We start from the raw sequence: 26265 nt of genomic DNA, 5'->3' as shown, positions 1-26265 counted from the left end.
ATCGAAACAGGACGGTTGTCCTGTTTGTACAGGAACCCGGGGGATCCCCAATGTTGAGTGGACTAGAGGCGGCCTTTTTCTACCTCTTCGCCTTTGTCGCGGTGGCATCGGCGTTCATGGTCATTTCGTCGCGCAACCCCGTGCATTCGGTGCTGTTCCTGATCCTGACCTTCTTCAACGCCGCCGGCCTGTTCATGCTGACCGGCGCCGAGTTCCTGGCGATGATCCTGCTCGTCGTCTATGTCGGCGCGGTGATGGTTCTGTTCCTGTTCGTCGTCATGATGCTCGACGTCGATTTCGCCGAACTGAAGAGCGGCGCCCTGCAATATGCGCCGATCGGCGCGCTGGTCGGGCTGATCCTGGCGGCGGAGCTGATCGTGGTTCTCGGCGGCTACACCTTCGCGCCGCAGCTCGCTTCGACGGTCTCCAAGCCCATTCCGGATCTTGCCGCGCGGACCAATACCGCCGCGCTCGGCGACATCCTCTATACCGACTACCTCTACTATTTCCAGATTTCGGGCCTCGTGCTGCTGGTCGCCATGATCGGCGCCATCGTGCTGACGCTGCGCCACAAGCCAGGCGTCAAGCGGCAGTCGATCGCAGCCCAGGTCGGCCGCACACCGGCGACCGGCATGGAAATCCGCAAGGTCAAGACAGGCGAGGGACTCTGAGATGGTTGTCGGCATCGCACATTATCTGACCGTATCGGCTGTTCTGTTCACGCTCGGCGTGTTCGGCATCTTCCTGAACCGCAAGAACGTCATCGTCATCCTGATGTCGGTCGAGCTGATCCTGCTGGCGGTCAACATCAATTTCGTCGCCTTTTCGGCAGCACTGGGCGATCTGGTCGGCCAGGTGTTCGCGCTGTTCGTGCTGACGGTCGCGGCGGCCGAAGCCGCCATCGGACTTGCCATTCTCGTCGTCTTCTTCCGCAACCGCGGCTCGATCGCGGTCGAAGACGTGAACATGATGAAGGGTTGACGGAACCACCATGTATCAGGCCATCGTCTTCCTTCCCCTGCTCGGCTTCCTGATCGTCGGCCTGTTCGGCACGTCGCTCGGCGCCAAGGCGTCCGAATACATCACCTCGGGTTTCCTGGTGATCGCGGCCGTGCTGTCGTGGGTCGCGTTCTTCACCGTCGGTTTCGGCCATGGCGAGGTGTTCACCGTGCCCGTGCTGCGCTGGATACAGTCGGGTGGGCTGGAAGCGTCCTGGGCGCTCCGGATCGACACGCTGACGGTGGTCATGCTGGTGGTGGTCAACACCGTGTCGGCGCTGGTCCACATCTATTCGATCGGCTACATGCACCACGATCCGAACCGGCCGCGCTTCTTCGCTTATCTGTCGCTGTTCACCTTCGCCATGCTGATGCTGGTGACGGCGGACAACCTCGTGCAGATGTTTTTCGGCTGGGAAGGGGTGGGGCTGGCGTCCTATCTGCTGATCGGCTTCTGGTACAAGAAGCCGTCGGCCAATGCCGCGGCAATCAAGGCCTTTGTCGTCAACCGCGTCGGCGATTTCGGCTTCGCGCTCGGCATCTTCGGCGTGTTCGTGCTGTTCGGCTCGGTCAATCTGGGCACTATCTTCGCCAATGCGGCGACGTTCATCCCGGCCGAAGGTGCACCGCAGGGTGCCGCGGTGCTGACTTTCCTTGGCCATGCGCTGGACAAGCAGGCGGCCATGACGATCGTCTGCCTGCTCCTGTTCATGGGCGCCATGGGCAAGTCGGCGCAAGTGCCGCTGCACACCTGGCTGCCGGACGCCATGGAAGGCCCGACGCCGGTTTCGGCCCTGATCCATGCCGCCACCATGGTGACGGCGGGCGTGTTCATGCTGGCGCGGTTGTCGCCGCTGTTCGAACTGTCGCATTCGGCGCTGACGGTCGTGACCTTCATCGGTGCCTTCACGGCCTTCTTCGCGGCCACCGTCGGTCTCGTCCAGAACGACATCAAGCGCGTCATCGCCTATTCGACCTGCTCGCAGCTCGGTTACATGTTCGTGGCGCTCGGCGTCGGCGCCTATGGCGCGGCGATCTTCCACCTGTTCACGCATGCCTTCTTCAAGGCGCTGCTGTTCCTCGGCTCGGGCTCGGTCATCCACGCCGTGTCCGACGAGCAGGACATGCGCAATATGGGCGGCCTCAGGAAACTGATCCCGACCACCTACTGGATGATGGTGATCGGCACGCTGGCGCTGACCGGCGTCGGCATTCCGGTGACGGTCATCGGCACCGCCGGCTTCTTTTCCAAGGACGCCATCATCGAGAGCGCCTTTGCCGGCCACAATTCGGTTGCCGGCATGGCCTTCGTGCTTTTGGTCATCGCCGCCTGTTTCACCTCCTTCTACTCCTGGCGGCTGATCTTCATGACCTTCCACGGCAAGCCGCGGGCGAGCCATGAGGTGATGCACCATGTCCATGAATCGCCGCCGGTGATGCTGGTGCCGCTGTTCATCCTGGCCGCGGGTGCGCTGTTTGCCGGCGTCATCTTCCACAACGTCTTCATCGGCGAGGGCTATGCCGAGTTCTGGAAGGCATCGCTGTTCACACTGCCTGACAATCACATCCTGCACGACATCCACGAATTGCCGCTGTGGGTCGAACTGTCGCCCTTTATCGCCATGCTGATCGGCTTCGCGCTGGCCTGGAAATTCTACATCCGCTCGCCGGAAATGCCGGTCAACCTGGCCGCGCAGCATCGCGGGCTCTACGCCTTCCTGCTCAACAAGTGGTATTTCGACGAGCTCTACGACTTCCTGTTCGTGCGGCCCGCCAAGCGCCTCGGCCACTTCCTGTGGAAGACCGGCGACGGCACCGTCATCGACGGCCTCGGCCCCGACGGTATTTCGGCGCGCGTCGTCGATGTCACCAACCGCGTCGTCAAGCTGCAGACCGGCTATCTCTACCACTACGCCTTCGCCATGCTGATCGGCGTTGCCGCACTCGTCACCTGGATGATGCTCTGATGACCGCCTGGCCAATCCTCTCGCTGGTCACCTTCCTGCCGCTGGTTGGTGTGCTGCTTATCCTGTTCATCAATGACGACAGCGAAAATGCACGCCGCAACATCCGCGCCATCGCGCTGTTGACGACGACTTTCACGTTCATCATCTCGCTGTTCATCTGGACCGGATTCGACAATTCGCAGTCCGGCTTCCAGTTCGTCGAGAAGGTCGCCTGGCTCGATTCCGGCATTTCCTACCATATGGGCGTCGACGGCATCTCGATGCTGTTCGTCATCCTGACGACCTTCCTGATGCCGCTCTGCATCCTGGCCTCGTGGGAATCGATCGAGAAGCGCGTCAAGGCCTACATGATTGCCTTCCTGCTGCTCGAAACGCTGATGATCGGCGTGTTCTGCGCGCTGGACATCGTGCTGTTCTACGTCTTCTTCGAAGCCGGCCTGATCCCGATGTTCATCATCATCGGCGTCTGGGGCGGCAAGCGGCGCGTCTACGCCTCGTTCAAGTTCTTCCTCTACACGCTCGCCGGTTCGGTGCTGATGCTGCTCGCCATCATGGCGATGTTCTTCCAGTCCGGAACAACCGACATCCCGACGCTGCTGACCCACAACTTCCCGGCCAACATGCAGACCTGGCTATGGCTTGCCTTCTTCGCCTCCTTCGCGGTGAAGATGCCGATGTGGCCGGTGCACACCTGGCTGCCCGACGCGCACGTCGAGGCGCCGACGGCGGGCTCCGTCATCCTGGCCGGCATCCTGTTGAAAATGGGCGGGTACGGCTTCCTGCGCTTCTCCTTGCCGATGTTCCCGCTGGCTTCGGAAATGTTCGCGCCGCTGGTCTTCGCTCTGTCCGTCGTCGCCATCATCTACACCTCGCTGGTGGCGCTGATGCAGGAGGACATGAAGAAGCTGATCGCCTATTCGTCGGTTGCTCATATGGGCTTCGTCACCATGGGCATCTTCGCCATGAACCAGGAAGGCGTGCAGGGCGCGATCTTCCAGATGCTCAGCCACGGCCTCGTCTCCGGCGCGCTGTTCCTGTGCGTCGGCGTCATCTACGACCGCATGCACACTCGTGAGATCGCGGCCTATGGCGGGCTGGTCAACAACATGCCGAAATACGCCACGGTGTTCCTGATCTTCACCATGGCCAATGTCGGCCTGCCCGGTACCAGCGGCTTCGTCGGCGAGTTCCTGACCATGCTCGGCGTGTTCCGGGTCAACACATGGGTGGCGTTCTTCGCCGCCACCGGCGTCATCCTGTCGGCCGCCTACGCGCTCTGGCTCTACCGCCGGGTGATCTTCGGCGCACTGACCAAGGAGAGCCTTAAGGGACTGCTCGACCTGTCGCCGCGCGAGAAGGTGATCATCTACCCGCTGGTCGTGCTGGTCATCTTCTTCGGCGTCTATCCCGCCCCGGTCTTCGACGCGACGGCCCAATCGGTCAAGTCGCTCGTCACCAATGTCACTGCATCCATCGGCGCCGCGCAGACCGCGGCGGCGAACTGACCAGAGGTTTTGCGAACCATGACGCCGGACCTTCTCTCCAGCCTGTCGCTCTCGACGCCAGAGCTGATCCTTGCCGTCGGCGCGCTGGCGCTGCTGATGGTCGGAGCCTATTCGCGCGCCAACACGGCCAACACGGTAACCGGCCTCGCGGTTGCCGTGCTGGCGATCGCGGGCGCCTGGCTGATCTTCCGAACCGGGCAGGGCAGCGCTTATGGCAATGCCTTCATCCAGGATTCCTTCGGCCGCTTCATGAAGGTGTTGGCACTGGTTGGCTCGGCGGTGACGCTGGTGATGTCGATGCGCTTCGCCAAGGCTGAACGCTTCGACAAGTTCGAATATCCGGTGCTGATCCTGCTGTGCACGCTCGGCATGATGCTGATGATCTCGGCCAACAGCATGATCGGCCTCTATCTCGGCCTCGAGCTGCAGTCGCTGGCGATCTATGTGCTGTGCGCGATCAACCGCGACAATCTGCGCTCGACCGAAGCGGGCCTCAAATATTTCGTTCTCGGTGCGCTGTCGTCGGGCATGCTGCTCTATGGCATCAGCCTGGTCTACGGCTACACCGGCAACACCGGCTTCCAGGAAATCGCCACGGCACTCGGCAGCGGCGAGCGCCAGCTTGGCCTCGTTTTCGGCCTCGTCTTCGTGCTGGCCGGCCTTGCCTTCAAGATTTCCGCGGTGCCGTTCCACATGTGGACGCCTGACGTCTATGAGGGCGCGCCGACTCCGGTGACGGCCTTCCTGGCGGCGGCGCCGAAAATGGCGGCGATGGCACTGATCGTGCGCGTCACCATGGGCGCGTTCAAGCCAATCGCCGCCGACTGGCAGCAGATCATCGTCTTCATCTCGATCGCCTCGATGGCACTCGGCTCCTTCGCCGCAATCGGGCAGACCAACATCAAGCGCCTGATGGCCTATTCCTCGATTGGCCATATGGGTTACGCGCTGGTCGGCCTTGCCGCCAACAGCCAGGCCGGCGTGCGCGGCGTTGCCATCTACATGCTGATCTATCTGGTGATGACGCTCGGCACCTTCGCCTTCATCCTCGCCATGCGGCGCAAGGAAGGTAATGTCGAGCAGATCAGCGACCTGGCCGGCCTGTCGTCGACCAATCCGGTCATGGCGACGATCCTGACCATCCTGATGTTCTCACTCGCCGGCATTCCACCGCTCGCCGGCTTCTGGGGGAAATGGTACGTCTTCCTCGCCGCCATCAACGCCAATCTCTACGCGCTGGCGATCATCGGCGTGCTGGCCTCGGTAGTGGGCGCCTATTACTATTTGCGCATCATCAAGATCATGTGGTTCGACGAACCGGTCGGCGGCTTCGTGCCGATGGCGACGGAATTGCGTGTTGTGCTCGGCGTCTCCGGCGCCTTCGTGCTGTTCTACGTGTTGATCGGTGGGCCGATCGGCACCTATGCCGAAGCCGCCGCCAAGACGTTTTTCTAGACGGCATGGCATTTCGGCTGGCTCCAACCTCGGCGTCGGAAGGGTTCCGGCTCGAGGCGCATGAGAGCGTCGGCTCCACCAATGCGCTGGCACTGGACCACGCAAGGGCAGGCGACTCCGGCAAATTGTGGGTCGTTTCCAAGAAGCAGGAAAGCGGGCGTGGCCGGCGCGGCCGCGTCTGGGCGACCCCGGAAGGCAATCTGGCGGCGACGCTGCTCGTCATCACCAAGGCAGAGCTTCGCCTTGCCGCGACATTGGGCTTCGTCGCAGGACTGGCACTGGCCGATGCACTCGATGCCGTGGTGCCGAAGGGCCGGATCGCCATTGGCCTCGACGGTGGCAGCGAAGGAAAAAACCGTTTCGAGCTGAAATGGCCGAACGACGTGCTTGCCTCCGGCGCCAAGCTGGCCGGCATCCTGCTGGAATCGGCAATCCTCGAGGGCGGCCGTTTCGGAGTGGCGGTCGGCATCGGCGTCAATGTGGTGGCATACCCTGAGGATTTGCCGTATCCCGCAACTTCCTTGCGCGCGCTGGGCGCGGCATGCGATGCGGAAACACTGTTCCTGGCGCTGTCGGATGCCTGGAGCGAGAATGCCCGATTGTGGGATGAGGGGCGCGGACTTGCCGCCGTCAGGCGACGGTGGCTTGATCGTGCCGCGGGGCTCGGCGGCGAGGTTGCCGTCAGAATTGACGGTAATGTGGTGCGCGGGGTGTTTGAGACCATTGACGAGGACTGCCGTTTCGTGATCCGCGACGATGAAGGTTCGGTTCGGACGATCGCCGCCGGCGATGTGCATTTCGGCGCGGTCGCTTCGGCCAGGGCATAGGGCCGTTCATGAACGGTTCTAACTGTTTGTTTTTGCGCAACTCCGGTGGGAAAACCGTTACACACTTTTCCCGGAATTGCTTTTGAGCTTGGCCTGAGGGCCAGGAAGGGAAAAATCATGGCGAAAGCGGAAAACGCCGAACTCGTCTTCGTGCCGCTCGGCGGCGTCGGCGAGATCGGCATGAACTTCGCTCTTTACGGCTACGGGCCGCCCAGCGCGCGCGAATGGATCGTCATCGATGTCGGAGTGACCTTCCCCGATGCCAGCCTGCCGGGCGTCGACCTGGTGCTGCCCGACACACGCTTCATCGAGGAGAACCTCGCCAATCTGCGCGGCATCATCATCACGCATGCGCATGAAGACCATTACGGCGCGCTGCTCGACACATGGCCGAAGCTGAAGGCGCCGGTCTGGATGACGCCGTTCAGCGCCGGCCTGCTGGAAGCCAAGCGGCAAGGCGAGCAGGGCGCACCGAAAATACCGGTCACGATCTACCGGGCGGGCGAGAAATTCACCGTCGGCCCCTTCGAGATCGAAGCCATTCCGGTCGCGCACTCGATTTCCGAGCCGATGTCGCTGGCGATCACCTCGCCGGCAGGCACCGTCATCCATACCGGTGACTGGAAGATCGATCCGGAGCCGACGATCGGGCAGAAGACCGACGAGGCGCGTTTCCGCGCCTATGGCGACAAGGGCGTTCTGGCGCTGATCTGCGATTCGACCAATGCGCTGCGCGAAGGCGAGTCGCCTTCGGAAGTGGCTGTGGGCGAGGGCCTCAAGGGCGTCATCCAGGCTGCCAAGGGCCGCGTCGCCGTCACTACGTTCTCCTCCAATGTCGGACGCATCGTCTCGATCGCCAAAGCGGCCCGCGATGCCGGACGCCAGTGCCTGGTGCTTGGCCGTTCGCTGAAGCGGGTCATCGATGTGGCCGGCGAACTCGGCTACATGGACGGTCTGCCGGAGTTCATCGCCGAGGAGGATTTTGGTTTCATCCCGCGCGAAAACCTGGTCATCATCTGCACCGGCAGCCAGGGCGAGCCGCTGGCCGCACTGGCCAAGCTGTCGCGCGAAGAGATGAAGTCGGTATCGCTGACGGCAGGCGACACGGTGGTGTTTTCCTCGCGTACGATTCCCGGCAACGAGAAGGCGATCCTCGAGATCAAGAACCGTCTCATCGACCTCGGCGTCAAGATCATCGAGGATGGCGATGCGCTGGTGCATGTCTCCGGCCATCCGCGGCGCAGCGAATTGCGCAAGATGTATGAATGGGTGCGCCCGCAGATCGGCGTTCCCGTGCATGGCGAGGCGGCACATCTGGTGGCGCAGGGCTCGCTGATGTCGACATCGGGCATCGGCCAGGTGGCGCAGGTGCGCGACGGCGACATGCTCAGGCTTGCTCCCGGCCCAGCCACCATCATGGATCAGGTGCCGTTCGGCCGTATCTACAAGGATGGCAGACTGATCGGCACCGATCAGGCGATGGGCATCCGCGACCGGCGCAAATTGTCCTTTGCCGGCCACGTGGCGGTCAATGTCGTGTTGGACGACAAATATGAGCTTGCCGGCGACCCCGATTTGGTCGCCATCGGCGTCGCCGAGGCCGATGGCCGTGGCGAGTCGCTGGAAGATCTGATGATCGATGCGGCAATCGGCGCGGTGGACTCGATCCCCCGTCAGCGCCGAAAAGACCTCGACCTGGTGCAGGAAGCAGTGCGGCGCGCCGTGCGCGGCGCCGCCAACGAAGCCTGGGGCAAGAAGCCGTTGGTGACGGTGTTCGTCACTCGCTGAGGGGAGTGGGGCAGTAAGGGAGTAGGGCAGTAGGGATTTCGATACGAGGCAGGTCAGCTTTTCCCCTATTGCCATACTGCCCTATTGCCATACTGCCCTGAGGAAAGCCTATGCTCGGACGTCTGAACCATGTCGCGCTTGCCGTGCCGGATCTGGCTGCTGCCGTAGCGGCCTACCGCAACACGCTCGGCGCGGAGGTGACGGCGCCGCAGGCGCTGCCGGAGCACGGGGTGACGGTGGTGTTCGTCAATGTCGGCAACACCAAGGTCGAACTTCTGGAGCCTTTGGGCGAGGGATCGCCGATCGCCGCCTTCCTGGAGAAGAATCCCTCCGGCGGCATGCATCACCTTTGCTATGAGGTCGACGACATCCTGGCCGCGCGCGATCAGCTCAAGGCCGCCGGCGCCCGCGTGCTGGGCGACGGCAACCCGAGGATCGGCGCGCACGGCAAGCCGGTGCTGTTCCTGCATCCGAAGGATTTCTTCGGCACGCTGATCGAACTGGAGCAATCATGAGCTGGGTTTCGTTCACAGCCCTGTTTTTCGCGACCTGGTGGGTGGTGCTGTTTGCCGTGCTGCCGTTCAGCGTGAGGACGCAGGACGACGATCACGACGTGACGCTCGGCACGGTTCCGAGCGCGCCGCGTGGGCCTCACATGTTGCGCGCCGTGATCCGCACCACCATCGCCACCGCGATCCTGATGGGCATTTTCTATGGCCTGACGCATGGGCTGGGATACAGCCTCAACGACATCCCGCACATCGTGCCGGAATTCAGCCAGACGCCGGCTAAATAGACTGTCCAGCGACGGCGTTTTCATATGTCGGAACCGGGCGGGTTTCGGCGGGGAACGTCGTGCCGTTTTGCGGCCTGACGAGCGCTGACGCCGGGTAAGGTGGTTTGGCAACGCGTTGCGCTAAGCAGATGATTGCACAAAAAAAATGCAAGGCACGAGGCCTTGCAATTTAAACGCGTCCGATCTGTTTCCGGTTTCCGGCGGCAGCGAGTAACCGCGCCTAGATCGCATCCTCCCAAGACTTTGACCGCGTAGGAGAGCAGATTTTTTTCTGCCCTCTCGGTTATCGAGGTACATTAGCCTAAGGCGAATGAAAATGTCACGAAGAATTTTGCCTTGAAACGGGCATTCTCGTGCTGCACTGCACAATAGTGTGGCAGGCGTTGCTTGGCGAACGATCACCAAGACGCGCACAGTGACCGGGAGGCCTTGCAGCGCCGTGGGTCTTCTGGACGGGCGAACGGCGGTGCGACGCTTCTGATCCCGGCTACCCATGTTTTTTGGAAATCGATTCCGCTTTTCGGGCCGAAGCGTCCGGGTTCCCATTCCGCCTTGAAATGGCTATGAAGCCGGGTCAAGCAAGCCAAAGTCGCGCCGATTCTGACGCGGCCCTCCTCACTCACGGACCTGCCCATGCGTTTGTCGCGCTATTTCCTGCCGATCCTCAAAGAAAATCCGCGCGAGGCCGAGATCGTCTCGCACCGGCTGATGCTGCGCGCCGGCATGATCCGCCAGCAGGGGCAGGGCAGTTTCTCGTGGCTGCCGCTCGGCAAGCGGGTGCTGGACAAGGTCTGCCGCATCATCCGCGAGGAGCAGGATCGCGCCGGTGCGCTGGAAATCCTGATGCCGACCATCCAGTCGGCCGATCTGTGGCGCGAAAGCGGCCGCTATGACGACTACGGCAAGGAGATGCTGCGCATCAAGGACCGGCAGGACCGCGACATGCTCTACGGCCCGACCAATGAGGAAGTGGTCACCGAGATCGTCCGCGCCTATGTGAAGTCCTACAAGGACCTGCCGCTCAATCTCTACCACATCCAGTGGAAGTTCCGCGACGAAGTGCGGCCGCGCTTCGGCGTCATGCGGTCGCGCGAGTTCCTGATGAAGGACGCCTATTCCTTCGATCTCGACTTCGAAGGCGCCAGGGCGGCCTACAACAGGATGTTCGTGTCCTATCTTCGGACTTTTACGCGCATGGGGCTGCAGGCAATACCGATGCGGGCCGACACCGGGCCGATCGGCGGCGATCTCAGCCACGAATTCATCATCCTGGCCGACACCGGCGAGAGCCAGGTCTACTGCCACCGCGACTATCTTGCGCTCGATGTGCCCGGCGCCAACACCGATTTTGCCAACGACGCCGAGATCGCCGACATCGTCAAGACATGGACGACGCCCTACGCCGCCACCGACGAGATGCATGACGAGGCGGCGTGGGAGAAGATCGGCGAGAGCGACAAGGTTTCGGCGCGCGGCATCGAGGTCGGCCACATCTTCCATTTCGGTGACAAATATTCCAAGCCCATGGGCGCCAAGGTGACCGGACCCGACGGCAAGGATCATTTCGTCTCCGGCGGCTCCTACGGCATCGGTCCGTCGCGGCTGGTCGCGGCGATCATCGAAGCCAGCCATGACGACAACGGCATCATCTGGCCGGAGGCGGTGGCGCCGTTCGACATCGGACTGATCAACATGAAGGCGGGCGACGCCGAGTGCGACGGCGTCTGCGACGAACTGCATGCCGCTTTCGTCGCCGCCGGCAAGGACGTGCTCTACGACGACACCGACCAGCGGCCCGGCGGCAAGTTCGCCACCGCCGACCTGATAGGCCTTCCCTGGCAAGTGATCGTCGGACCGCGCGGTGTCGCCGCCGGCGAGATCGAGATCAAGAACCGCAAGACCGGCGAGCGCGAGACGCTGCCGATCGCGGATGCGAAGAAGCGCTTCGGTGTCGCCGCATGAGCGAGGCGGTGGCGGCAAGATCGGTCGGCGCCGGACCCTTTTCCATCTTCGAGCGCATGGTCGCCTGGCGCTATCTGCGCTCGCGGCGCAAGGAGACGGTGATCTCGGTGATCGCCTCGATCTCGTTCCTCGGCATCATGCTGGGCGTCGCCACGCTGATCGTGGTCATGGCGGTGATGAACGGTTTCAGGGCGGAGCTTTTGACGCGCATCCTCGGCGTCAACGGCCACCTGATCGTGCAGCCGCTCGATTCGCCGCTGGAGGACTATGCGCAGGTCGCCAGCCGCATCAACGGTGTAGCAGGCGTCAAATACGCCATCCCGCTGATCGATGGCCAGGTGCTTGCGCAAGGCAATGTCGGCGGCGGAACCGGAGCGCTGGTTCGCGGCATACGCGGCGAGGATCTAAGCAAGATCGCCATCGTTGCCAGCAACATCAAGCAGGGTTCGATCGCCGATTTCGATTCTGGCGAGGGCGTTGCCATCGGCAAGCGCATGGCTGAGAATCTCGGCCTGACGCTTGGCGATACCATCACCTTGATTTCGCCCGACGGCGACGTGACGCCGATCGGCACCACGCCGCGCATGAAGGGCTACAAGATCGCGGCGATCTTCGAAGTCGGCATGTCCGAATATGACACGTCCATCGTCTACATGCCGTTTTCCGAAGCGCAGCTTTATTTCAACATGGACGGGCGGGCGCAAACGATCGAGATTTATGTCGACAATCCAGACGATGTCGATGCGCTGAAACCGAAAGTGGAGGCGGCGGCGCAGCGGCCGATCGACATGGTCGATTGGCGCCAGCGCAACGAGACCTTCTTCTCCGCGTTGCAGGTCGAACGCAACGTCATGTTCATGATCCTGACGCTGATCGTGCTGGTGGCGGCGCTGAACATCATCTCCGGCCTGATCATGCTGGTGAAGGACAAGGGCCACGACATCGCCATCCTGCGCACTATGGGGGCGTCGCGCGGCGCCATCCTGCGCATCTTCCTGATGACGGGTGCGGCGATCGGCGTGACCGGCACGCTTGCCGGTGTGCTGCTCGGCGTACTGATCTGCACCAACATCGAATCGATCCGCCAGTTCTTCTCGTGGATGACCGGTAAGGTGCTGTTCAATCCTGAACTCTATTTCCTCAGCCAGTTGCCGGCGAAGATGGATCCGCGCGAGACGACCTATGTCGTCCTGATGGCGCTCGGCCTGTCCTTCCTGGCAACGGTGTTTCCGGCATGGCGCGCCGCGCGTCTCGATCCGGTCGAAGCCTTGAGGTACGAATAGTGGCCGAGGTCATTATCGAGCTGAAGAGCGTCGAGCGGCACTACGTCCAGGGACCGCGAAAGCTCACCATTCTCAATGGTGCGGACTTCTCGCTGAAGCGCGGCGAGATGGTGGCGCTGGTGGCGCCGTCTGGCACCGGCAAGTCGACGCTGCTGCACACCGCCGGCCTGCTGGAGCGTCCCGACGCCGGCGACGTCATCCTGGCCGGCCGCGCCTGCGGGCGGCTGTCCGACGACGAGCGCACGGCGATCCGCCGCAACGATGTCGGCTTCGTCTACCAGTTCCATCATCTGCTGCCGGAATTCTCGGCGCTGGAAAACATAATGATGCCGCAGCTCATCAAGGGGCTCAGCCGCAAGGACGCGGCCGAGCGCGCGGCGCAGCTGCTCGATTACATGCAGATCGGCAAACGCGCGGCGCACCGGCCGTCCGAGCTCTCCGGCGGCGAACAGCAGCGCGTCGCCATTGCGCGTGCGGTCGCCAATGCGCCGCTGGTACTGCTGGCGGACGAGCCGACCGGCAATCTCGACCCGGTCACCGCGTCCTATGTGTTCGAGGCGCTGGCGGCGCTGGTCAAGCAATCGGGCCTCGCGGCGCTGATCGCCACCCACAATCACGAGCTGGCATCGCGCATGGACCGACGCGTCACCTTGGCCGACGGCAAAGTGGTGCCGCTCTAGGGCACGGCGATACTGGGGGGAGGCCGGCCTGCGAAAGGCGGCTTCCTGCGCTTCCCGTTCTACCCCGTCGCGGTAGAACGGTGCTCACGTACCCAAAAGTACGCTCCGCTCCGGTTCTCGAAATCCACCATTCTCGGCTCGGCCTGACCCCAGTCTCGTCGTGCCCTGGTCGGCGCTGGGCAACCGTCGTTCGCCCGTCAACCTTTTCTTAACCCTGCCGATCTGGTCGCCTGGAAATTCTGGACGTAGCCGGATTGTGTCCGTTGACTTTGAAACAAAATTAGAACAAAATACGAACATATCAACAACAGGAGAGAGTTATGACCGATCTGGTTCAGGATGTCATCTCACTGGTTTGCATGAGCACCTTTCTCGTCTCCATGGCGATCTGGATTGGAGCCATGTGATTTGGCGGCGTTCGCCGCCGTGGGTCCCATGCGGTCGAAGACCGCTCCGCCGTTAAGCTTTTCTTGCCGCAGCGACGTTAGAGTGCCCCGGCAAGACAGGGAGCAACGTCCAGGTGTCGCCCATCGTCACGGCCATTCTGGTGGCCAGCAATCTCGGGCTGATCTTTCTGTTGATGACGGTGCCGCTTGGTTTGCGCACGGTCCGGCTGACCCGTCTGGTGGCGATGGATCGGCAGCGCCTCTGGCAGGCGCTGTGGCCGCTCGGCAGCGATGCCGGCTGGTCCGGTGAGATCCTGTCCGCCGAGGCCCCGGACGGCGAGGGCGTGGCCCGCATCACGCTGTCCTGGGAAGGTCGCGACGGCAAGCCGATCGAACGCAAGTCGCGGTTCGAAGACGTCGTCGAAGGCAGCCGCTTCTCGATGCGGGTCATCGAGGATACGGCACTCGACGCTTCGTTCTGGAAGGACTTTCGCGAAACCGCCGAACTCGTTTCGGAAGGCAACAGCACGCGGGTGACGCTCAGCCAGACCGATCGCTATCGTGGCGTTGCCTTCCTGGTGTTCCGCTATTTCGCCCTGCGCCGCGAACTCTCCAAGCTGCAGCGCTGGGCGCGGACCGGAAAGTATCGCAAGGGCGGCTGGTTCGAGCATCCGCTCAGCCAGGTCGGCTTTGCCGGGCTTTCGGCGCTGATCCTGTGGCCATTCTTCGGCCTTCACTTCGGCGGTCTGGCACTGGCCGCGATCCTCACATCGGTGGTCGCCTTGCATGAGCTTGGCCATATGGCGGCGTTCCGGCTGATGGGGCACAACCGTGCACGGATGATCTTCATTCCGCTGCTCGGCGGCATCGCCATTGGCGGGCGGCCCTATGACAGCCGTTTCGAAGTGGCTTTCGTGGCATTGATGGGCGCCGGCTTTTCGGCCTTCCTGGTGCCGATCGCCATCGCAGCAAGCACCTTTGCCGGCGCGGAAGGTCACCGGCTGGCGGCGGCCCTGCTGGCGACCCTGGCGGGCTTCGCCGCACTGTTCAACATCGCCAATCTGGTGCCGGTGTGGAAGTTCGACGGCGGCCAGGTGCTGCGCCAGATCTGTCCGGGGCCGGTCGCGCTGGCGCTGGCTTCCTTCTTCCTGCTCTCGGCTTTCCTGGCCGTGGGTTGGCAGGCCGGCTTTTCCGCCACCTTCCTGCTCGCGACGGGAGCGGTGTTTTCGCTCCTCAGCCTGCTGACGATGAGCAGCGGGGTGAAGCCGCGTCACGAGCTGAAGCCGATCCGCACCATCGACCGGCTGGCCATGGCGGCGGCGTTGCTGGCGGTGTTCGCCATCCATGGCTATGGCGTGTTGTGGGCCTCCGCCCAGCTGATTTGAGCCGTACCGGATCCGGAAGGATCAGCCGGCTTTGCGGGCCGCTTCGACAGGCAAGGCCGTGGCGGGACCGAACACATCCTCGAAGGCGGATTTCAACGCCAGGTCAAGATCGGCCATGGTCAGGGGAAGGCCTAGGTCGACGAGGCTGGTGACGCCGTGGTCCTGCACGCCGCAAGGCACGATGCCGCTGAAATGGTCGAGATCGGGCTCGACATTGATGGCGATGCCGTGAAAACTCACCCAGCGCCGCAGCCGGATGCCTATGGCCGCGATCTTGTCCTCCGCCGGCGAGCCGTCCGGCAGAGCAGGGCGATCCGGCCGCACGACCCAGACGCCGACCCGGTCCTCGCGGCGCTCGCCCCGCACATTGAAAGCGGCAAGCGTGCCGATGATCCACTGTTCGAGCGCCGCGACGAAGGCGCGGACATCCTCGCGCCGCCGCTTCAGGTCGAGCATGACGTAAGCGACCCGCTGGCCCGGCCCATGATAGGTGTATTCGCCGCCGCGTCCGGCCGCGAAGACCGGGAAGCGGCTGGCGTCGATCAGATCCTCGCCACGGGCGCTGGTGCCGGCCGTGTAGAGCGGCGGGTGTTCGACCAACCAGACCATTTCGCCGGCAGCGCCGCTGCGGATCGCCTCGGCGCGCGCCTCCATGAAGGCAAGTGCCTCGGGATAGGCGGTAAGGCCGGGCTCGATCAGCCATTCGACCGGTGCCGAGCCGGGAAGCGGCAGGAACGACGTGGCGATCTGGCTGCGTTCGGTCATGGCGTATCGTCTTTTCGTTTGTCCATGGCGCGCCCAAAAACGCCTCGCACCTTTGGGCGACATCAACTTGCCTTCCATATGGCGATATCAGGCGCAAACGTCCAGTTCCGGCGCTGCGTTCGGGCCCTGTGGAGCATTATGCCAATCGCCTGACATTATTGCTTGCCGTGCACTTGTTTCACCGGAAACGATTTGCTACACGCCGCGAGCCGGTCGGTTCCGGCTCTACCACGTGCGGTCGTGGCGGAATTGGTAGACGCGCAGCGTTGAGGTCGCTGTGGGGCAACCCGTGGAAGTTCGAGTCTTCTCGACCGCACCATTCTCTTCCCATAATCCGATTTGTGCCGGTCTCGCCCGCTGCGGGCCGGACGCATTTCGTTGATATTCCCGCGCTTTACGCCACTTTCTTTTTGAGCGTCGGATTCTCCAAAACCGGTTTCCCCTTTTGGGTCCGATGCTCTAGACCTGATTTGCACCTTTTCCGGGATTCTTGTGGCGGGAGGCGCTGGTGGAAGGCGAGCACGAACGGACGACCGGCGCCGGGGCCGCCGAGGACAACCACGCCGACATCTATGGCGAGGACGGCGCCGTGCTTTCGTCCTTCCTGGCGCGGATCGGCGCGGCGATCGCCGACCGCGACACGCTGACCCTCAAGCATGAAGTCGACGACCTGCACCAGTCGGAGCTCGGCGACCTGCTCGAGGCGCTGCATCCCGAACAGCGCCGCGCGCTGGTCGAACTCCTGGGCGCCGATTTCGACTTCTCCTCGCTGACGGAGGTCGACGAGGCGATCCGTATGGAGATCGTCGACAATCTGCCCAATGCGCAGATCGCGCAGGCGGTGCAGGAGCTCGATTCCGACGACGCCGTCTACATTCTCGAGGATCTCGACCAGGAAGACCAGGACGAGATCCTGTCGCAACTGCCGTTCACCGAGCGGATCAGGCTGCGCCGCTCGCTCGATTATCCCGAAGAGACGGCCGGCCGCCGCATGCAGACCGAGTTCGTCGCGGTTCCGCCGTTCTGGACGATCGGCCAGACCATCGACTACATGCGCGAGGACAACAATCTTCCCGAGCGCTTCAGCCAGATCTTCGTCATCGATCCGAGCTTCAAGCTGCTCGGCGCCATCGACCTCGACCAGATCCTGCGCACCAAGCGTTCGGTCAAGGTCGAGGAGGTGATGCACGAGACGCGGCACGCCATTCCGGCCACCATGGACCAGGAAGAGGCGGCGCGGGAATTCGAGCAGTACGATCTTTTGTCGGCCGCGGTCGTCGACGAGAACGAACGTCTGGTTGGCGTTCTGACCATCGACGATGTCGTCGACGTCATCCAGCAGGAGGCCGAGGAAGATCTGATGCGCATGGGCGGCGTCGGCGACGAAGAGCTTTCCGACAGCATCTTTTCGACCTCGCGCTCACGCGTTCCGTGGCTGCTGATCAACCTTCTGACCGCGTTCCTGGCGGCGTCGGTGATCAGCCTGTTCGACCGCACGATCGAACACATCGTGGCACTGGCGGTGCTGATGCCGATCGTGGCGGGCATGGGCGGCAATGCCGGCTCGCAAACCATGACCGTCACCGTGCGGGCGTTGGCGACCAGGGATCTCGACATCTACAATGCCGGCCGCATCATTCGCCGCGAGATGGGTGTCGGCTTCATCAACGGCATCGTCTTCGCCATCCTGATCGGCATCGTCGCGGCAGCCTGGTTCCGTGATCCCAATCTGGGCGGGATCATCGCGGCGGCGATGATCATCAACATGTTCGTGGCCGCCCTGGCCGGCATCCTGATCCCGCTGCTGCTCGATCGTTTCAAGGTCGATCCGGCGGTCGCTTCGGCGGTCTTCGTCACCACGGTTACCGACGTCGTCGGTTTCTTTGCATTTCTCGGCATTGCCACGTGGTGGTTCGGCGTGCCCTGAGGGCACGCCTTTTGGCTCAATTGACTTTTACGTAAATGCCGTGCGAGGCTCGCGCGGGGCGCCATGTCGATTCCGGCATGGCATGGGTTTTGGTTCGGGACAGAAGGGTGACGCCGGCATGGCGATCGCCCCGGTGTTTCGGCGTGTGGGAGTGGCAATGCGAGAATATTATTCGATCACCGAGTTGACCCGCGAGTTCGACGTGTCGACGCGGACGCTGCGCTTTTACGAGGACGAAGGACTGGTGCAGCCGGTGCGGCGCGGCCGCACGCGGCTGTTTCGCCCCTCCGACCGGCAGCTCATTCGCCAGATCATGCGCGGCAAAAGGCTTGGCTTCTCGATCAACGAGATTCGCGAAATCATCCAGATGTACAAGGAGCCGCCCGGCGAAGTCGGCCAGCTCAACCTGATGATCAAGCGCATCGAGGAAAAGCGCGAGGATCTCCGGCAGAAACGCCGCGACCTCGAGGAGACGCTGGCTGAACTCGACCAGGCCGAGGAGTCTTGTGTGGAGCGGCTGGTGGAGCTTGGCGTGAATACGTAGGCAGAGAGTTTGAGGGACAGCGCCCCCCTCTCTCCTGCCGGACATCTCCCCCACGAGGGGGGAGATTGGCCGCTTGAAAGCCAGCTCAAATCCAGCGGCGCACGCGTTTGGCGTAGTCGCGGTATTTCTTGCCGAATTTTGCTGCCAGCACCTTTTCCTCGCCTTCGATCGCCACCTTCTGCGTGGCATAGGCGGCGATGAACGCCAGCGGCAGGAACCACACGATGCCCGAGACAAAGGCGACGCCGATCAACAGCAGCGTGTTGGCCAGATACATCGGATTGCGGGTGACGCCGAAGGGACCCGTGGTGACCAGGTGATCGGGTACAGCGTTGGGGTTGAGCGTGGTCTTGGCCCGGATCATGGTGCGGATCGCGGTGAACCAGAGTGCGGCGACGGCAAACAGCGCCACCCAGCCGGCCGCGAACAGGATATCGCCCAGCAGGTCGCCGATCCAGGGCAGGGGATAGAGCAGGCCCAGTGCGATGCTGACGGCGATGGCGGCGATGTAGATCAGCGGCGGCCACGGTATGAGCCCCGGCTTCGGCTGGTTCTCGGTCATTCGGCCCCTCCCTCCATCAACTTGCTGTCGGTCTTGGCGGTGCACATGCCGGCGAGATCGGACAAATGCGCTTTCCACTCCGCAGTCTGATCGTTGTTGTAGAGCCTATCAAGCGTGGACTCGCCCTCGAGCGTATCGAGCATGCAGACACAGTAGCTCGTACAGAACTCGGTGTCGCGCGACTGCTCGCAGGACAGCTGACAGGTTTTGAGGAAATTCACCTGCGGGGTTTCGACCTGCGCCGGCATGATCTGCGAGAACAGCCAGACGCAGCCGATCAGCAGCGGCTGGTGGATCAAATAGAAAGCCAGGCTGTGCCGGCCGATGAAGACCAGCGGGTTGGCCAAGCGACCGGGCGCCAGATTGGCAAGCCTGGCAAGCAGGCCGGCACCTGCGGCGAGTTTCGTCACCGCGATGCCCGCAAGCACGGCGCCGAACCACGGAAACAGCGGAACGTAGTCGTTGGAGCGCGGATTGTTCGCCGACAGGCCGACCCACCACAGCCATGGGTGATCGAAGGCCTCGAAGCGCAGATAGACGGGGGCGGCGATAACGAGCGCGGCGACGACAAGCGTCAGCAGCGCCGGCAGGCGCAGGAAGGCGAGACCGAGCAGGCTGGCCAGCGCGATCTCGTGCAAGATGCCGAAGAAGATGAAGCCGTCCGGAGTGGCGATGCGGGTGACGACCGAAATCGCGATCGCGGCTCCGGCGACCATGGCGAACCGCTTCCAAAAGCCGTTCCAGCGGATTTGTCGGCCGTGGGCGAGATACAGGCTGACGCCGACCAGGAACAGGAAGGTCGAGGCGATGCAGCGCGCGTAAATCTTCCACCAGCCGAAGGCGGTCAGGCCGGGATCGGTGTAGCCGAAGAACTCCAGATCCCAGGTGAAATGGTAGCTTGCCATGGCGATCAGCGCGATGCCGCGCACGATGTCGATGGCGACGATGCGCTTTGGTCGATCCTGAACGGGCGCGGTCGGCGTTTGGATGCTCATGGTCTCGCATTCTGATTCAGCCCCGCTGGAGGACTATCACGGTTGCCCAGGACAAAAGAAGACCGGCAACCCTGCCGATAACGCCGGATCAGCCGCGGCATTGGGCCAGTGCCGGAAAGCCTTTGGCCGGCTTCGCTTTTGCCGGATGCACGTCGGTTTCCTCTTATTGGCGCTGAGGTCGCCACGGCAGATTTGACCCGGTGAATCTGCTTCGGGGAAAGCAATGTCCACCCATGTGCGCCATCCGATCTGGCTACCGGCCCTCAAGGCCGCGGACGCGCGCACCTTCGCTTCGCTCTATGCGGTCGAATCCTTCGCCCGCGCCACGGTGTCGAGCGTCATCCCGATCCAGGCTTACGAGATCCTGCACAACGAGCAGATCGTCTCGATCCTCTACACCGTCGTGGCGATGCTCGGCCTGTCGGTGACATTGTTCATGCCGATGCTGATCCGCCGTTTCGCCCGGCGCTGGGTCTACACGGCGGGCGCCTGCCTGCTGGCCATCGGCTCGCTGTTCTTCGTCACCGACACGCTTGCCGGGCAACTGGCCGGCATGCTGTGCCGGGTGATGGGCGCCAGCGCGCTGTCGATCACGCTCAACCTCTACATCATGGACCACATCCGCAAGACCGACTTCATGCAGGCCGAATCGCTGCGCATGGCGTGGTCGATGCTGGCCTGGACCGGTGGGCCGACGCTCGGCATCTTCCTCTACACGCGCTTCGGCGTCTATGCCGCGCATGGCGCGGTGGCCGTGTTCGCGTTAGCCTTGCTGGCATTGTTCTGGACCTACCGGCTCGGCGACAACCCGTCGATCCGTCCCGGCAAGACGCGACCAGCCAATCCGCTCGCCAATATCGGCCGCTTCATCGCCCAGCCCAGGCTCAGGCTGGCCTGGCTGATCGCGTTTGGGCGCTCCTGTTTCTGGACGACGTTCTTCGTCTATGGGCCGCTGTTCATGGTCATTACGGGTGAGGGCAAGCTGGCGGGCGGCCTGCTGGTTTCGGCCGGCAACGCGCTTTTGTTCATGGCGATTTTCTGGGGCAAGGCGGGAAAGCGCTTTGGCGGCCGCAGGACCATGACATTTGCCTATTTCGCCATGTCGGTCGCGCTTCTGGCGGCGGGCTTCGTCGGCGAAACCGTGCCGCTGCTCACCGGCGCCTTCCTGCTCTGCGGCGCCTTCTTCACCATTGCACTCGACGCGCTCGGCTCGACCGCCTTCATGCGCTCGGTGCGCTCCTATGAAAGATCGCAGATGGCGGCGGTCTATCGCACCTATCTCGACTTTTCCGAGCTGACGCCGCCGCTGGTCTATTCGGTGGTGCTGGCCTTCTTCGGCCTGGGCTCGGTGTTCGTCACGCTCGGCCTGCTGGCGGCGGTCTGCGGCTTCGTGACGTGGCGCTATCTGCCGAAATCGCTTTGACCTTCATGGCGCATTCGCAACGGTCGCCGGCGGAATTTGGTTTGCCGGACGCGAGGATTCTGCCTATAGTCGCCGGTGTCGCCGGTTCCATTTTGGAGCCAAGAGGGAATGCGGTAAGGGCGGATTTCGCCCAATGCCGTGGCTGCCCCCGCAACTGTGTGCGGTAGTCCTCTCCATATGCCACTGAAGATTTTTCTTCGGGAAGGTGGGGAAGGACGCTGATCCGTGAGCCAGGAGACCTGCCGGCGACAGGAAACTGACTTCGATGCCCTCGGGTGGAGGGCGAAAGGACAAGACATGACTACCGCTTCCGTCTCCCTCGGCGCTTCCGTCTCCTCGCAGTCGCGCTTCATGCAGCTCGCGCTTGCCGCGCTGCTCGGCATTTTCGTGATGGGCTTTGTCGGCTTCTCGCATATCGATGCGGTCCACAATGCGGCTCACGACTATCGCCATTCGATGGCATTTCCCTGCCACTGACGAGGGGCTGACATCATGAACCTGTTTCGCAACGTCGTGTTCATCGCGGCGATCGCAGGGCTCGTGGCCGGCGTCGTTCTTGCCTGCATGCAGGCCTATGCGACCGTGCCGCTGATCCTGAAGGCGGAAGTCTACGAACAGGTGGGCGGCGGGCATCACCATGACCATGCCGCTCCGGCAGCAACGAATAGCAATGCCATGAGCACAGCCGCTCCGGCCCCTGCCGAAGCGACTGCTGCGGCGGAAGACGAGGGCTGGGCGCCGGCAGACGGTTTCGAGCGTTTCGCCTTCAGCGTGCTTGCCAACATCGTCACCGGCATCGGCTTCGGGTTGATCCTGGTCGCGGTTTCCGAATTCGCCGGCGGCATCGGTGGTTGGCGCCAGGGCGTGTTCTGGGGCCTGGCCGGCTTTGCCGTGTTCACGCTGGCACCGGGCCTCGGCCTGCCGCCGGAACTGCCGGCCATGCCGGCCGCCGATCTCACCCAGCGCCAGATCTGGTGGTGGGCAACGGTGGCGGCAACCGCTGCCGGTCTCGGCCTGATCGCGTTCCGCAAGTCGCTGCCGCTGGCGATCCTTGCCGTCCTTTTGATCGTCGCACCGCATGTTGTCGGGGCACCGCAGCCCGACAGTTACGAGACGGCGATTCCGGAAGGGCTGCATCACCAGTTCGTGGTGGCGGTGACCGTGACCAATCTGGTGTTCTGGCTGGTGCTCGGCGCGGTTGTCGGCGTGGTGCGCGGCCGCTTCACCGGCACCGCGACCAGCCTGCGCGACAGCTTTGCCTGATCGCAAGACACTGACCTTCCTCATCGGCGGTGCGCGCTCCGGCAAGAGCGCGCACGCCGAAATTTTGGCGACCGCCTTGCCGCCGCCCTGGACCTATATCGCCACGGCGCAAGCCTATGATGACGAGATGCGTGAGCGCATCGCGTTGCACCGGTCGCGGCGCGGCGAAGGCTGGACGACCATCGACGCACCGCTCGATCTCGCGGGCGCGCTTGCCGCCTTGCCGGACGATCGGCCGGTGCTTGTCGACTGCCTGACGCTGTGGCTGACCAACCATATGCTGGCCGAACACGATTTCGAGCTGGAATGCCGGCGATTGGCGCAGGTGCTGTCGCGGCCGCGCGGCCCCTGGTTCGTGGTGTCCAATGAAGTCGGACAAGGCATCGTGCCGGACAATGCACTGGCGCGCCGGTTTCGCGATGCCGCCGGCCGGCTCAACCAGCAGGTCGCGGCGATTGCCGATACGGTGCTGCTGATGGTGGCGGGGCTGCCGCTCAAGGTGAAATGATATGACCGATATCGACAATAAGGATGAAGAGCGCCACCGCGCCAAGATGGCCAAGCGCAAGGCGGTGCAGGATGCCGAGGTGGCGAGCAAGACGGTCGAGAAGGGATTGCTGATCGTCAACACCGGCCCGGGCAAAGGCAAGACCACGGCCGCCTTCGGGCTGGCGCTGCGGATGCTCGGCTACGGCAAGCGCGTCGGTGTCGTCCAGTTCATCAAGGGCAAGTGGCACACCGGCGAGAAGGACGCCTTCGCCGCCTTCGGCGACCGTGTCGTGTGGCACGCGATGGGCGAGGGGTTCACCTGGGAAACCCAGGATCTGAAGCGCGACATCGCTGCCGCCGAAGCCGCCTGGGCCAAGGTGCTCGAACTGATGGCCGATCCGTCGATCAGCCTGCTGGTGCTCGACGAATTGAACATTGCGCTGCGCTACGACTATCTCGATCTCGACAGAGTGGTTGGCGCGCTAAAAGCGCGGCGCGAGGGCCTGCATGTCGTTGTCACCGGCCGCAACGCCAAGCCGGCGCTGGTCGAGGCCGCAGACCTCGTCACCGAAATGGGCGTGACCAAGCATCATTTTTCCGCCGGCGTGAAAGCGCAGCAGGGGATCGAGTTCTGAGTGTTCCTCAACCTCCCCAGACGGGGGAGGGTGAGGTTAGGTCACAACGATGACAACGACCGAAACCAACCCGAACAGAGCGATCAGCAGATAGTCGGCGACGCGATAGAGTTTCAGCGCCTGCCTGATGTCGAGGCTGTCGGCTTCACGCCGCCCACCTTCGCCCATGAAGACGTCGTCGACCAGCACGCCGCCATAGAAGCGCGGGCCGGCGAGCGCCAGGCCGAGCGCACCGGCCATCGCCGCTTCCGGCCAGCCGGCATTGGGCGAGCGGTGTTTTTTCGCGTCGCGCCGCACCGCATGCCAGGCTTTTTTCGCATCAGCGCCTTTGACGAAGAACGCCGCCAGCACGATCAGAAGCGCCGTCAGCCGCGACGCCGGCAGGTTGATCCAGTCGTCGAAGCGCGCCGCCGCCCAGCCGAACGCCTCGTGGCGCGGGGTGCGGTGGCCGATCATCGAATCGGCGGTGTTGGCGGCCTTGTAGGCGGCGCCGCCGGCCAGGCCGCCGACGCCGGTCCAGAAGGCAGGGGCGACGATGCCGTCGGAAAAATTCTCGGCCAGGCTCTCGATCGCCGCGCGGCAGACACCGGCCCGGTCGAGCGTTTCAGGGTCGCGACCGACGATCCGCGAAACGGCAAGGCGGGCCAAGGCGAGGCCGCCGGTGTCGAGGGCGTCAGCCACCGCCTCGACATGCTCATAGAGGCTCTTCTGCGACAGCAGCGACGTTGCCAGAAGGGCCGTGATGACCAAGCCCATGGGAACGAACCAGAACAGGATCTGTACGCCCAGGCCGACTATCGCCGGCACCAGCACGATGACCAGCAGCGCCTGGACACCGCGCTTGCGACGCAGCGCGTCGGGATCAGTGGCGCGGTTGAGCCTGCGGTCGAGAAAGGATATCAGCCTGCCGAACCACGTCACCGGATGGCCGATGGCGCGAAACAGCCAGTCGGGGTAACCGAGGGCGAATTCGACGACCAATGACAGGAAAGCGATCAGGACTGACATGAAGCTTCTTAATGGGGCGGTTGTGGACCATGGTGGAAGTCTTGGCCGCGCGAGGGTGCTTTTCCCCAACGCCCTGCTGCCTTTCGTCGACCTCTCGACCGGTATCAATCCGCACTCCTACCCGCTTTTCGACCTGCCCGCCACCTCGCTGTCGCGGTTGCCGGAAGCCGCGCGCACACGCGACCTGACAGAGATCGCGGCCAGCACCTACGGCGCGCCGTCGCCAGCCAACGTCGTGGCGGCGCCTGGCACGCAGATCCTGTTGCCGCGCGTTGCGTCGCTCATCGCGCCCGGCAAGGCGCTGGTGCTGGGTCCGACCTACGCCGAACATGCCCGCGCTGCCGCGATCGCCGGGCATCAGGTGACCGAGGTCGATAATTTCGAAGCGTTGGCTGACGCCGACCTCGTCATCATCGTCAATCCGAACAATCCGGATGGACGTGTCATAGAGCGCGACCGGTTGCTGGCTCTGGCCGCCGGATTGCGCGCCAAGGGCGGACTGCTGGTCGTCGACGAGGCGTTCATGGATGTCGGCCCGCGTCAGCACAGCCTCGCGGGCGATGTCGGTCAGGGCGGCCTCGTCGTGCTGCGCTCGTTCGGCAAGTTCTTTGGCCTGGCCGGGCTGCGGCTCGGCTTTGCACTTTCCGATGCTGCGACGGTCGACCGGCTGGAAACGCAATTCGGACCATGGGCCGTTGCCGGCCCGGCGCTGGAATATGGCGTCCGCGCGCTTGCCGACATCGGGTGGCAGGACGTGATGCGGGCGTCGTTGGCCGGTGAATCGGCGCGTCTCGATGCGCTTTTCGGCCGCTTCGGCGTTCCTGTTGCGGGCGGAACCACACTGTATCGTTTCCTCAGTCTGACCAATGCCGCCGATTTGTTTGCAGCGCTCGGCGAGCGCGGCATCCTGCTTCGCCATTTTGCCGACCGGCCTGACGTTCTGCGCGCCGGCCTGCCGGGCAGTGAGGAGGAATGGCAGCGGCTCGAATCCGCACTTGCCGAATGGGCGTCGCGGCGCAAGCATCAATCGAAGGGTTCCAAACAATGATCCATGTCTGCTCGCTGGCAAAGATCGAGGAAACGGTGGCCAGGACCGGCGCCGACCGCATGCTTTCGCTGCTCGCCGCCGGAACGGAGGTGGTGCGGCCGGCCTCGATCTCGAGGGAAAACCACCTGCATCTGGTCATGCACGACATCGCGGTGGCGCAGGACGGCATGACCATGCCGGGCGAAGACCATGTCCGCAATCTGCTCGATTTCGCGCGCCGGTGGGACCGGGCAAGGCCGATGCTCGTGCATTGCTATGCCGGCATCAGCCGCTCGACGGCTTCGGCCTTTATCATCGCGGCAGCACTGGCGCCGAAGCGTGACGAGGCCGAATTGGCGCGGACGCTGCGGGCGCTGTCGCCTTCGGCAACGCCCAATCCGCGACTGATCGCCGTGGCCGATGCGTTGCTTGAGCGCAACGGCCGCATGGTCGAGGCGATCGAATCGATCGGGCGCGGCGCGGACGCCTTTGAAGGCACGCCCTTTGCGCTGAGGATCGACAGCTAGCTTTGCCCCCATATCGTTGTTCGTCTGATCCGCCTCCTCCATCGCCTCGTTTGTTCAAGAGGACCTGG

Annotated in this window: 26 protein-coding genes, 1 tRNA gene and 1 riboswitch; of the genes, 23 read left to right on the top strand and 4 right to left on the bottom strand. The window is 63.4% G+C overall.

Translation table 11 applies throughout. The annotated features are described in order from the left end of the window. Nucleotides 1-50: 50 nt before the first annotated feature. From A4R29_RS16980 to A4R29_RS16920, 13 genes are all read left to right on the top strand, one after another. Complete coding sequence (locus tag A4R29_RS16980) at nt 51-671, top strand: NADH-quinone oxidoreductase subunit J (protein WP_063172416.1); 621 nt, start codon at nt 51-53, stop codon at nt 669-671. A gap of 1 nt (nt 672) precedes the next feature. Beyond that, a complete protein-coding gene (gene nuoK / locus A4R29_RS16975; protein ID WP_010910101.1) occupies nt 673-981 on the top strand; it encodes an NADH-quinone oxidoreductase subunit NuoK in 309 nt (102 codons plus the stop codon). Between the two features lie 10 nt (nt 982-991). Beyond that, nucleotides 992-2965, top strand: a complete 1974-nt coding sequence (gene nuoL, locus A4R29_RS16970; RefSeq protein ID WP_063172415.1) for an NADH-quinone oxidoreductase subunit L — start codon at nt 992-994, stop codon at nt 2963-2965. Then, nucleotides 2965-4470, top strand: coding sequence for an NADH-quinone oxidoreductase subunit M (locus tag A4R29_RS16965; RefSeq protein ID WP_024501357.1), 1506 nt, complete (start codon nt 2965-2967; stop codon nt 4468-4470). The genes nuoL and A4R29_RS16965 overlap by 1 nt, the downstream gene beginning before the upstream one ends. 18 nt (nt 4471-4488) lie before the next feature. Beyond that, nucleotides 4489-5925 carry an NADH-quinone oxidoreductase subunit NuoN gene (gene nuoN, locus A4R29_RS16960; protein ID WP_013531102.1) on the top strand — a complete coding sequence of 479 codons (1437 nt, stop codon included), beginning with the start codon at nt 4489-4491 and terminating at the stop codon, nt 5923-5925. 5 nt (nt 5926-5930) lie between these two features. Then, nucleotides 5931-6752: a biotin--[acetyl-CoA-carboxylase] ligase gene (locus A4R29_RS16955; protein WP_024501356.1), complete on the top strand. Its 822-nt coding sequence runs from the start codon at nt 5931-5933 to the stop codon at nt 6750-6752. A 117-nt stretch (nt 6753-6869) separates the two neighbouring features. Further along, nucleotides 6870-8540 (top strand): ribonuclease J, encoded by a 1671-nt coding sequence (locus A4R29_RS16950; protein WP_063172414.1) that lies wholly within the window; start codon nt 6870-6872, stop codon nt 8538-8540. Nucleotides 8541-8650: 110 nt separating this feature from the next. Then, nucleotides 8651-9055 (top strand): methylmalonyl-CoA epimerase, encoded by a 405-nt coding sequence (mce, locus tag A4R29_RS16945; protein ID WP_013531105.1) that lies wholly within the window; start codon nt 8651-8653, stop codon nt 9053-9055. Next, the gene (locus A4R29_RS16940; protein ID WP_013531106.1) at nt 9052-9336 is read left to right on the top strand and encodes a DUF1467 family protein; all 285 of its coding nucleotides are present in this window, start codon (nt 9052-9054) and stop codon (nt 9334-9336) included. Before mce ends, A4R29_RS16940 begins: the two co-directional genes overlap by 4 nt. A gap of 633 nt (nt 9337-9969) precedes the next feature. Beyond that, nucleotides 9970-11298, top strand: coding sequence for a proline--tRNA ligase (gene proS, locus A4R29_RS16935; RefSeq protein WP_013531107.1), 1329 nt, complete (start codon nt 9970-9972; stop codon nt 11296-11298). Next, nucleotides 11295-12581 (top strand): lipoprotein-releasing ABC transporter permease subunit, encoded by a 1287-nt coding sequence (locus A4R29_RS16930; protein WP_013531108.1) that lies wholly within the window; start codon nt 11295-11297, stop codon nt 12579-12581. The genes proS and A4R29_RS16930 overlap by 4 nt, the downstream gene beginning before the upstream one ends. Then, nucleotides 12578-13261, top strand: coding sequence for an ABC transporter ATP-binding protein (locus tag A4R29_RS16925; protein WP_027160544.1), 684 nt, complete (start codon nt 12578-12580; stop codon nt 13259-13261). Before A4R29_RS16930 ends, A4R29_RS16925 begins: the two co-directional genes overlap by 4 nt. Nucleotides 13262-13781: 520 nt before the next feature. Beyond that, a complete protein-coding gene (locus A4R29_RS16920; RefSeq protein ID WP_024501354.1) occupies nt 13782-15032 on the top strand; it encodes a peptidase M50 in 1251 nt (416 codons plus the stop codon). Between the two features lie 21 nt (nt 15033-15053). Here A4R29_RS16920 and lipB read toward each other — a convergent pair whose 3' ends face one another. Next, nucleotides 15054-15797 carry a lipoyl(octanoyl) transferase LipB gene (gene lipB, locus A4R29_RS16915; RefSeq protein ID WP_013531111.1) on the bottom strand — a complete coding sequence of 248 codons (744 nt, stop codon included), beginning with the start codon at nt 15795-15797 and terminating at the stop codon, nt 15054-15056. Nucleotides 15798-16031: 234 nt separating this feature from the next. Between lipB and A4R29_RS16910 the strand changes: the two genes are divergently transcribed. From A4R29_RS16910 to A4R29_RS16900, 3 genes are all read left to right on the top strand, one after another. Beyond that, nucleotides 16032-16116, top strand: a tRNA-Leu gene (locus A4R29_RS16910). A 189-nt stretch (nt 16117-16305) separates the two neighbouring features. Next, nucleotides 16306-17724 carry a magnesium transporter gene (gene mgtE / locus A4R29_RS16905; RefSeq protein ID WP_013531112.1) on the top strand — a complete coding sequence of 473 codons (1419 nt, stop codon included), beginning with the start codon at nt 16306-16308 and terminating at the stop codon, nt 17722-17724. Nucleotides 17725-17881: 157 nt separating this feature from the next. Further along, nucleotides 17882-18268, top strand: coding sequence for a MerR family transcriptional regulator (locus tag A4R29_RS16900; protein ID WP_013531113.1), 387 nt, complete (start codon nt 17882-17884; stop codon nt 18266-18268). A gap of 85 nt (nt 18269-18353) precedes the next feature. Here the strand turns inward: A4R29_RS16900 and A4R29_RS16895 are convergent, their stop codons facing one another. Beyond that, the gene (locus tag A4R29_RS16895) at nt 18354-18830 is read right to left on the bottom strand and encodes a methyltransferase family protein (RefSeq protein WP_024501351.1); all 477 of its coding nucleotides are present in this window, start codon (nt 18828-18830) and stop codon (nt 18354-18356) included. Continuing rightward, nucleotides 18827-19825, bottom strand: a complete 999-nt coding sequence (locus A4R29_RS16890) for a heparan-alpha-glucosaminide N-acetyltransferase (protein WP_063172413.1) — start codon at nt 19823-19825, stop codon at nt 18827-18829. The genes A4R29_RS16895 and A4R29_RS16890 overlap by 4 nt, the downstream gene beginning before the upstream one ends. 223 nt (nt 19826-20048) lie before the next feature. On the opposite strand from A4R29_RS16890, the gene A4R29_RS16885 reads away from it, so the two are divergent. The 5 genes from A4R29_RS16885 to cobO all read left to right on the top strand — a co-directional run bounded on the left by A4R29_RS16885 (nt 20049) and on the right by cobO (nt 23635). Beyond that, nucleotides 20049-21248: an MFS transporter gene (locus A4R29_RS16885; RefSeq protein ID WP_013531116.1), complete on the top strand. Its 1200-nt coding sequence runs from the start codon at nt 20049-20051 to the stop codon at nt 21246-21248. 56 nt (nt 21249-21304) lie between these two features. Then, a riboswitch (cobalamin riboswitch) is annotated at nt 21305-21509 on the top strand. Nucleotides 21510-21545: 36 nt separating this feature from the next. Further along, a complete protein-coding gene (locus A4R29_RS16880; RefSeq protein ID WP_013531117.1) occupies nt 21546-21725 on the top strand; it encodes a CbtB domain-containing protein in 180 nt (59 codons plus the stop codon). 15 nt (nt 21726-21740) lie between these two features. After that, entirely contained in the window at nt 21741-22511 is a 771-nt protein-coding gene (locus A4R29_RS16875) for a CbtA family protein (protein WP_063172412.1), read from the top strand. Then, on the top strand, nt 22504-23019 hold the full coding sequence (gene cobU / locus A4R29_RS16870; protein WP_063172411.1) for a bifunctional adenosylcobinamide kinase/adenosylcobinamide-phosphate guanylyltransferase: 516 nt from the start codon (nt 22504-22506) through the stop codon (nt 23017-23019). The genes A4R29_RS16875 and cobU overlap by 8 nt, the downstream gene beginning before the upstream one ends. Nucleotide 23020: 1 nt before the next feature. Next, complete coding sequence (gene cobO / locus A4R29_RS16865; protein WP_063172410.1) at nt 23021-23635, top strand: cob(I)yrinic acid a,c-diamide adenosyltransferase; 615 nt, start codon at nt 23021-23023, stop codon at nt 23633-23635. A gap of 36 nt (nt 23636-23671) precedes the next feature. Here the strand turns inward: cobO and cbiB are convergent, their stop codons facing one another. After that, on the bottom strand, nt 23672-24643 hold the full coding sequence (gene cbiB / locus A4R29_RS16860; protein WP_063172409.1) for an adenosylcobinamide-phosphate synthase CbiB: 972 nt from the start codon (nt 24641-24643) through the stop codon (nt 23672-23674). Between cbiB and cobD the strand changes: the two genes are divergently transcribed. Together cobD and A4R29_RS16850 are read left to right on the top strand one after the other, a co-directional pair. Next, nucleotides 24642-25691, top strand: a complete 1050-nt coding sequence (gene cobD / locus A4R29_RS16855) for a threonine-phosphate decarboxylase CobD (protein ID WP_082827429.1) — start codon at nt 24642-24644, stop codon at nt 25689-25691. The two genes, cbiB and cobD, sit on opposite strands and share 2 nt — an antisense overlap. Then, the gene (locus A4R29_RS16850) at nt 25688-26197 is read left to right on the top strand and encodes a tyrosine phosphatase family protein (protein WP_063172408.1); all 510 of its coding nucleotides are present in this window, start codon (nt 25688-25690) and stop codon (nt 26195-26197) included. Before cobD ends, A4R29_RS16850 begins: the two co-directional genes overlap by 4 nt. Nucleotides 26198-26265: the final 68 nt, after the last annotated feature.

The organism is Mesorhizobium ciceri biovar biserrulae (assembly GCF_001618845.1).
Classification (GTDB): Bacteria; Pseudomonadota; Alphaproteobacteria; order Rhizobiales; family Rhizobiaceae; genus Mesorhizobium; species Mesorhizobium ciceri.
The sequence above is the reverse complement of the archived record's forward strand: the minus strand, read 5'-3'. Positions and strand labels throughout refer to the sequence as shown.

Excerpts from the sequence above, each read along its gene's own strand:
- A4R29_RS16890 (WP_063172413.1), bottom strand. The coding sequence starts at position 19,825 with ATGAGCATCCAAACGCCGACCGCGCCCGTTCAGGATCGACCAAAGCGC.
- A4R29_RS16850 (WP_063172408.1), top strand. The coding sequence starts at position 25,688 with ATGATCCATGTCTGCTCGCTGGCAAAGATCGAGGAAACGGTGGCCAGG.
- nuoN (WP_013531102.1), top strand. The coding sequence starts at position 4,489 with ATGACGCCGGACCTTCTCTCCAGCCTGTCGCTCTCGACGCCAGAGCTG.
- A4R29_RS16980 (WP_063172416.1), top strand. The coding sequence starts at position 51 with ATGTTGAGTGGACTAGAGGCGGCCTTTTTCTACCTCTTCGCCTTTGTC.
- A4R29_RS16875 (WP_063172412.1), top strand. The coding sequence starts at position 21,741 with ATGAACCTGTTTCGCAACGTCGTGTTCATCGCGGCGATCGCAGGGCTC.
- proS (WP_013531107.1), top strand. The coding sequence starts at position 9,970 with ATGCGTTTGTCGCGCTATTTCCTGCCGATCCTCAAAGAAAATCCGCGC.
- A4R29_RS16950 (WP_063172414.1), top strand. The coding sequence starts at position 6,870 with ATGGCGAAAGCGGAAAACGCCGAACTCGTCTTCGTGCCGCTCGGCGGC.
- A4R29_RS16900 (WP_013531113.1), top strand. The coding sequence starts at position 17,882 with ATGCGAGAATATTATTCGATCACCGAGTTGACCCGCGAGTTCGACGTG.
- cbiB (WP_063172409.1), bottom strand. The coding sequence starts at position 24,643 with ATGTCAGTCCTGATCGCTTTCCTGTCATTGGTCGTCGAATTCGCCCTC.
- A4R29_RS16895 (WP_024501351.1), bottom strand. The coding sequence starts at position 18,830 with ATGACCGAGAACCAGCCGAAGCCGGGGCTCATACCGTGGCCGCCGCTG.
- lipB (WP_013531111.1), bottom strand. The coding sequence starts at position 15,797 with ATGACCGAACGCAGCCAGATCGCCACGTCGTTCCTGCCGCTTCCCGGC.
- cobO (WP_063172410.1), top strand. The coding sequence starts at position 23,021 with ATGACCGATATCGACAATAAGGATGAAGAGCGCCACCGCGCCAAGATG.
- A4R29_RS16940 (WP_013531106.1), top strand. The coding sequence starts at position 9,052 with ATGAGCTGGGTTTCGTTCACAGCCCTGTTTTTCGCGACCTGGTGGGTG.
- A4R29_RS16955 (WP_024501356.1), top strand. The coding sequence starts at position 5,931 with ATGGCATTTCGGCTGGCTCCAACCTCGGCGTCGGAAGGGTTCCGGCTC.
- A4R29_RS16965 (WP_024501357.1), top strand. The coding sequence starts at position 2,965 with ATGACCGCCTGGCCAATCCTCTCGCTGGTCACCTTCCTGCCGCTGGTT.
- A4R29_RS16880 (WP_013531117.1), top strand. The coding sequence starts at position 21,546 with ATGACTACCGCTTCCGTCTCCCTCGGCGCTTCCGTCTCCTCGCAGTCG.
- nuoL (WP_063172415.1), top strand. The coding sequence starts at position 992 with ATGTATCAGGCCATCGTCTTCCTTCCCCTGCTCGGCTTCCTGATCGTC.
- cobD (WP_082827429.1), top strand. The coding sequence starts at position 24,642 with ATGAAGCTTCTTAATGGGGCGGTTGTGGACCATGGTGGAAGTCTTGGC.
- nuoK (WP_010910101.1), top strand. The coding sequence starts at position 673 with ATGGTTGTCGGCATCGCACATTATCTGACCGTATCGGCTGTTCTGTTC.
- A4R29_RS16930 (WP_013531108.1), top strand. The coding sequence starts at position 11,295 with ATGAGCGAGGCGGTGGCGGCAAGATCGGTCGGCGCCGGACCCTTTTCC.
- mce (WP_013531105.1), top strand. The coding sequence starts at position 8,651 with ATGCTCGGACGTCTGAACCATGTCGCGCTTGCCGTGCCGGATCTGGCT.
- A4R29_RS16885 (WP_013531116.1), top strand. The coding sequence starts at position 20,049 with ATGTCCACCCATGTGCGCCATCCGATCTGGCTACCGGCCCTCAAGGCC.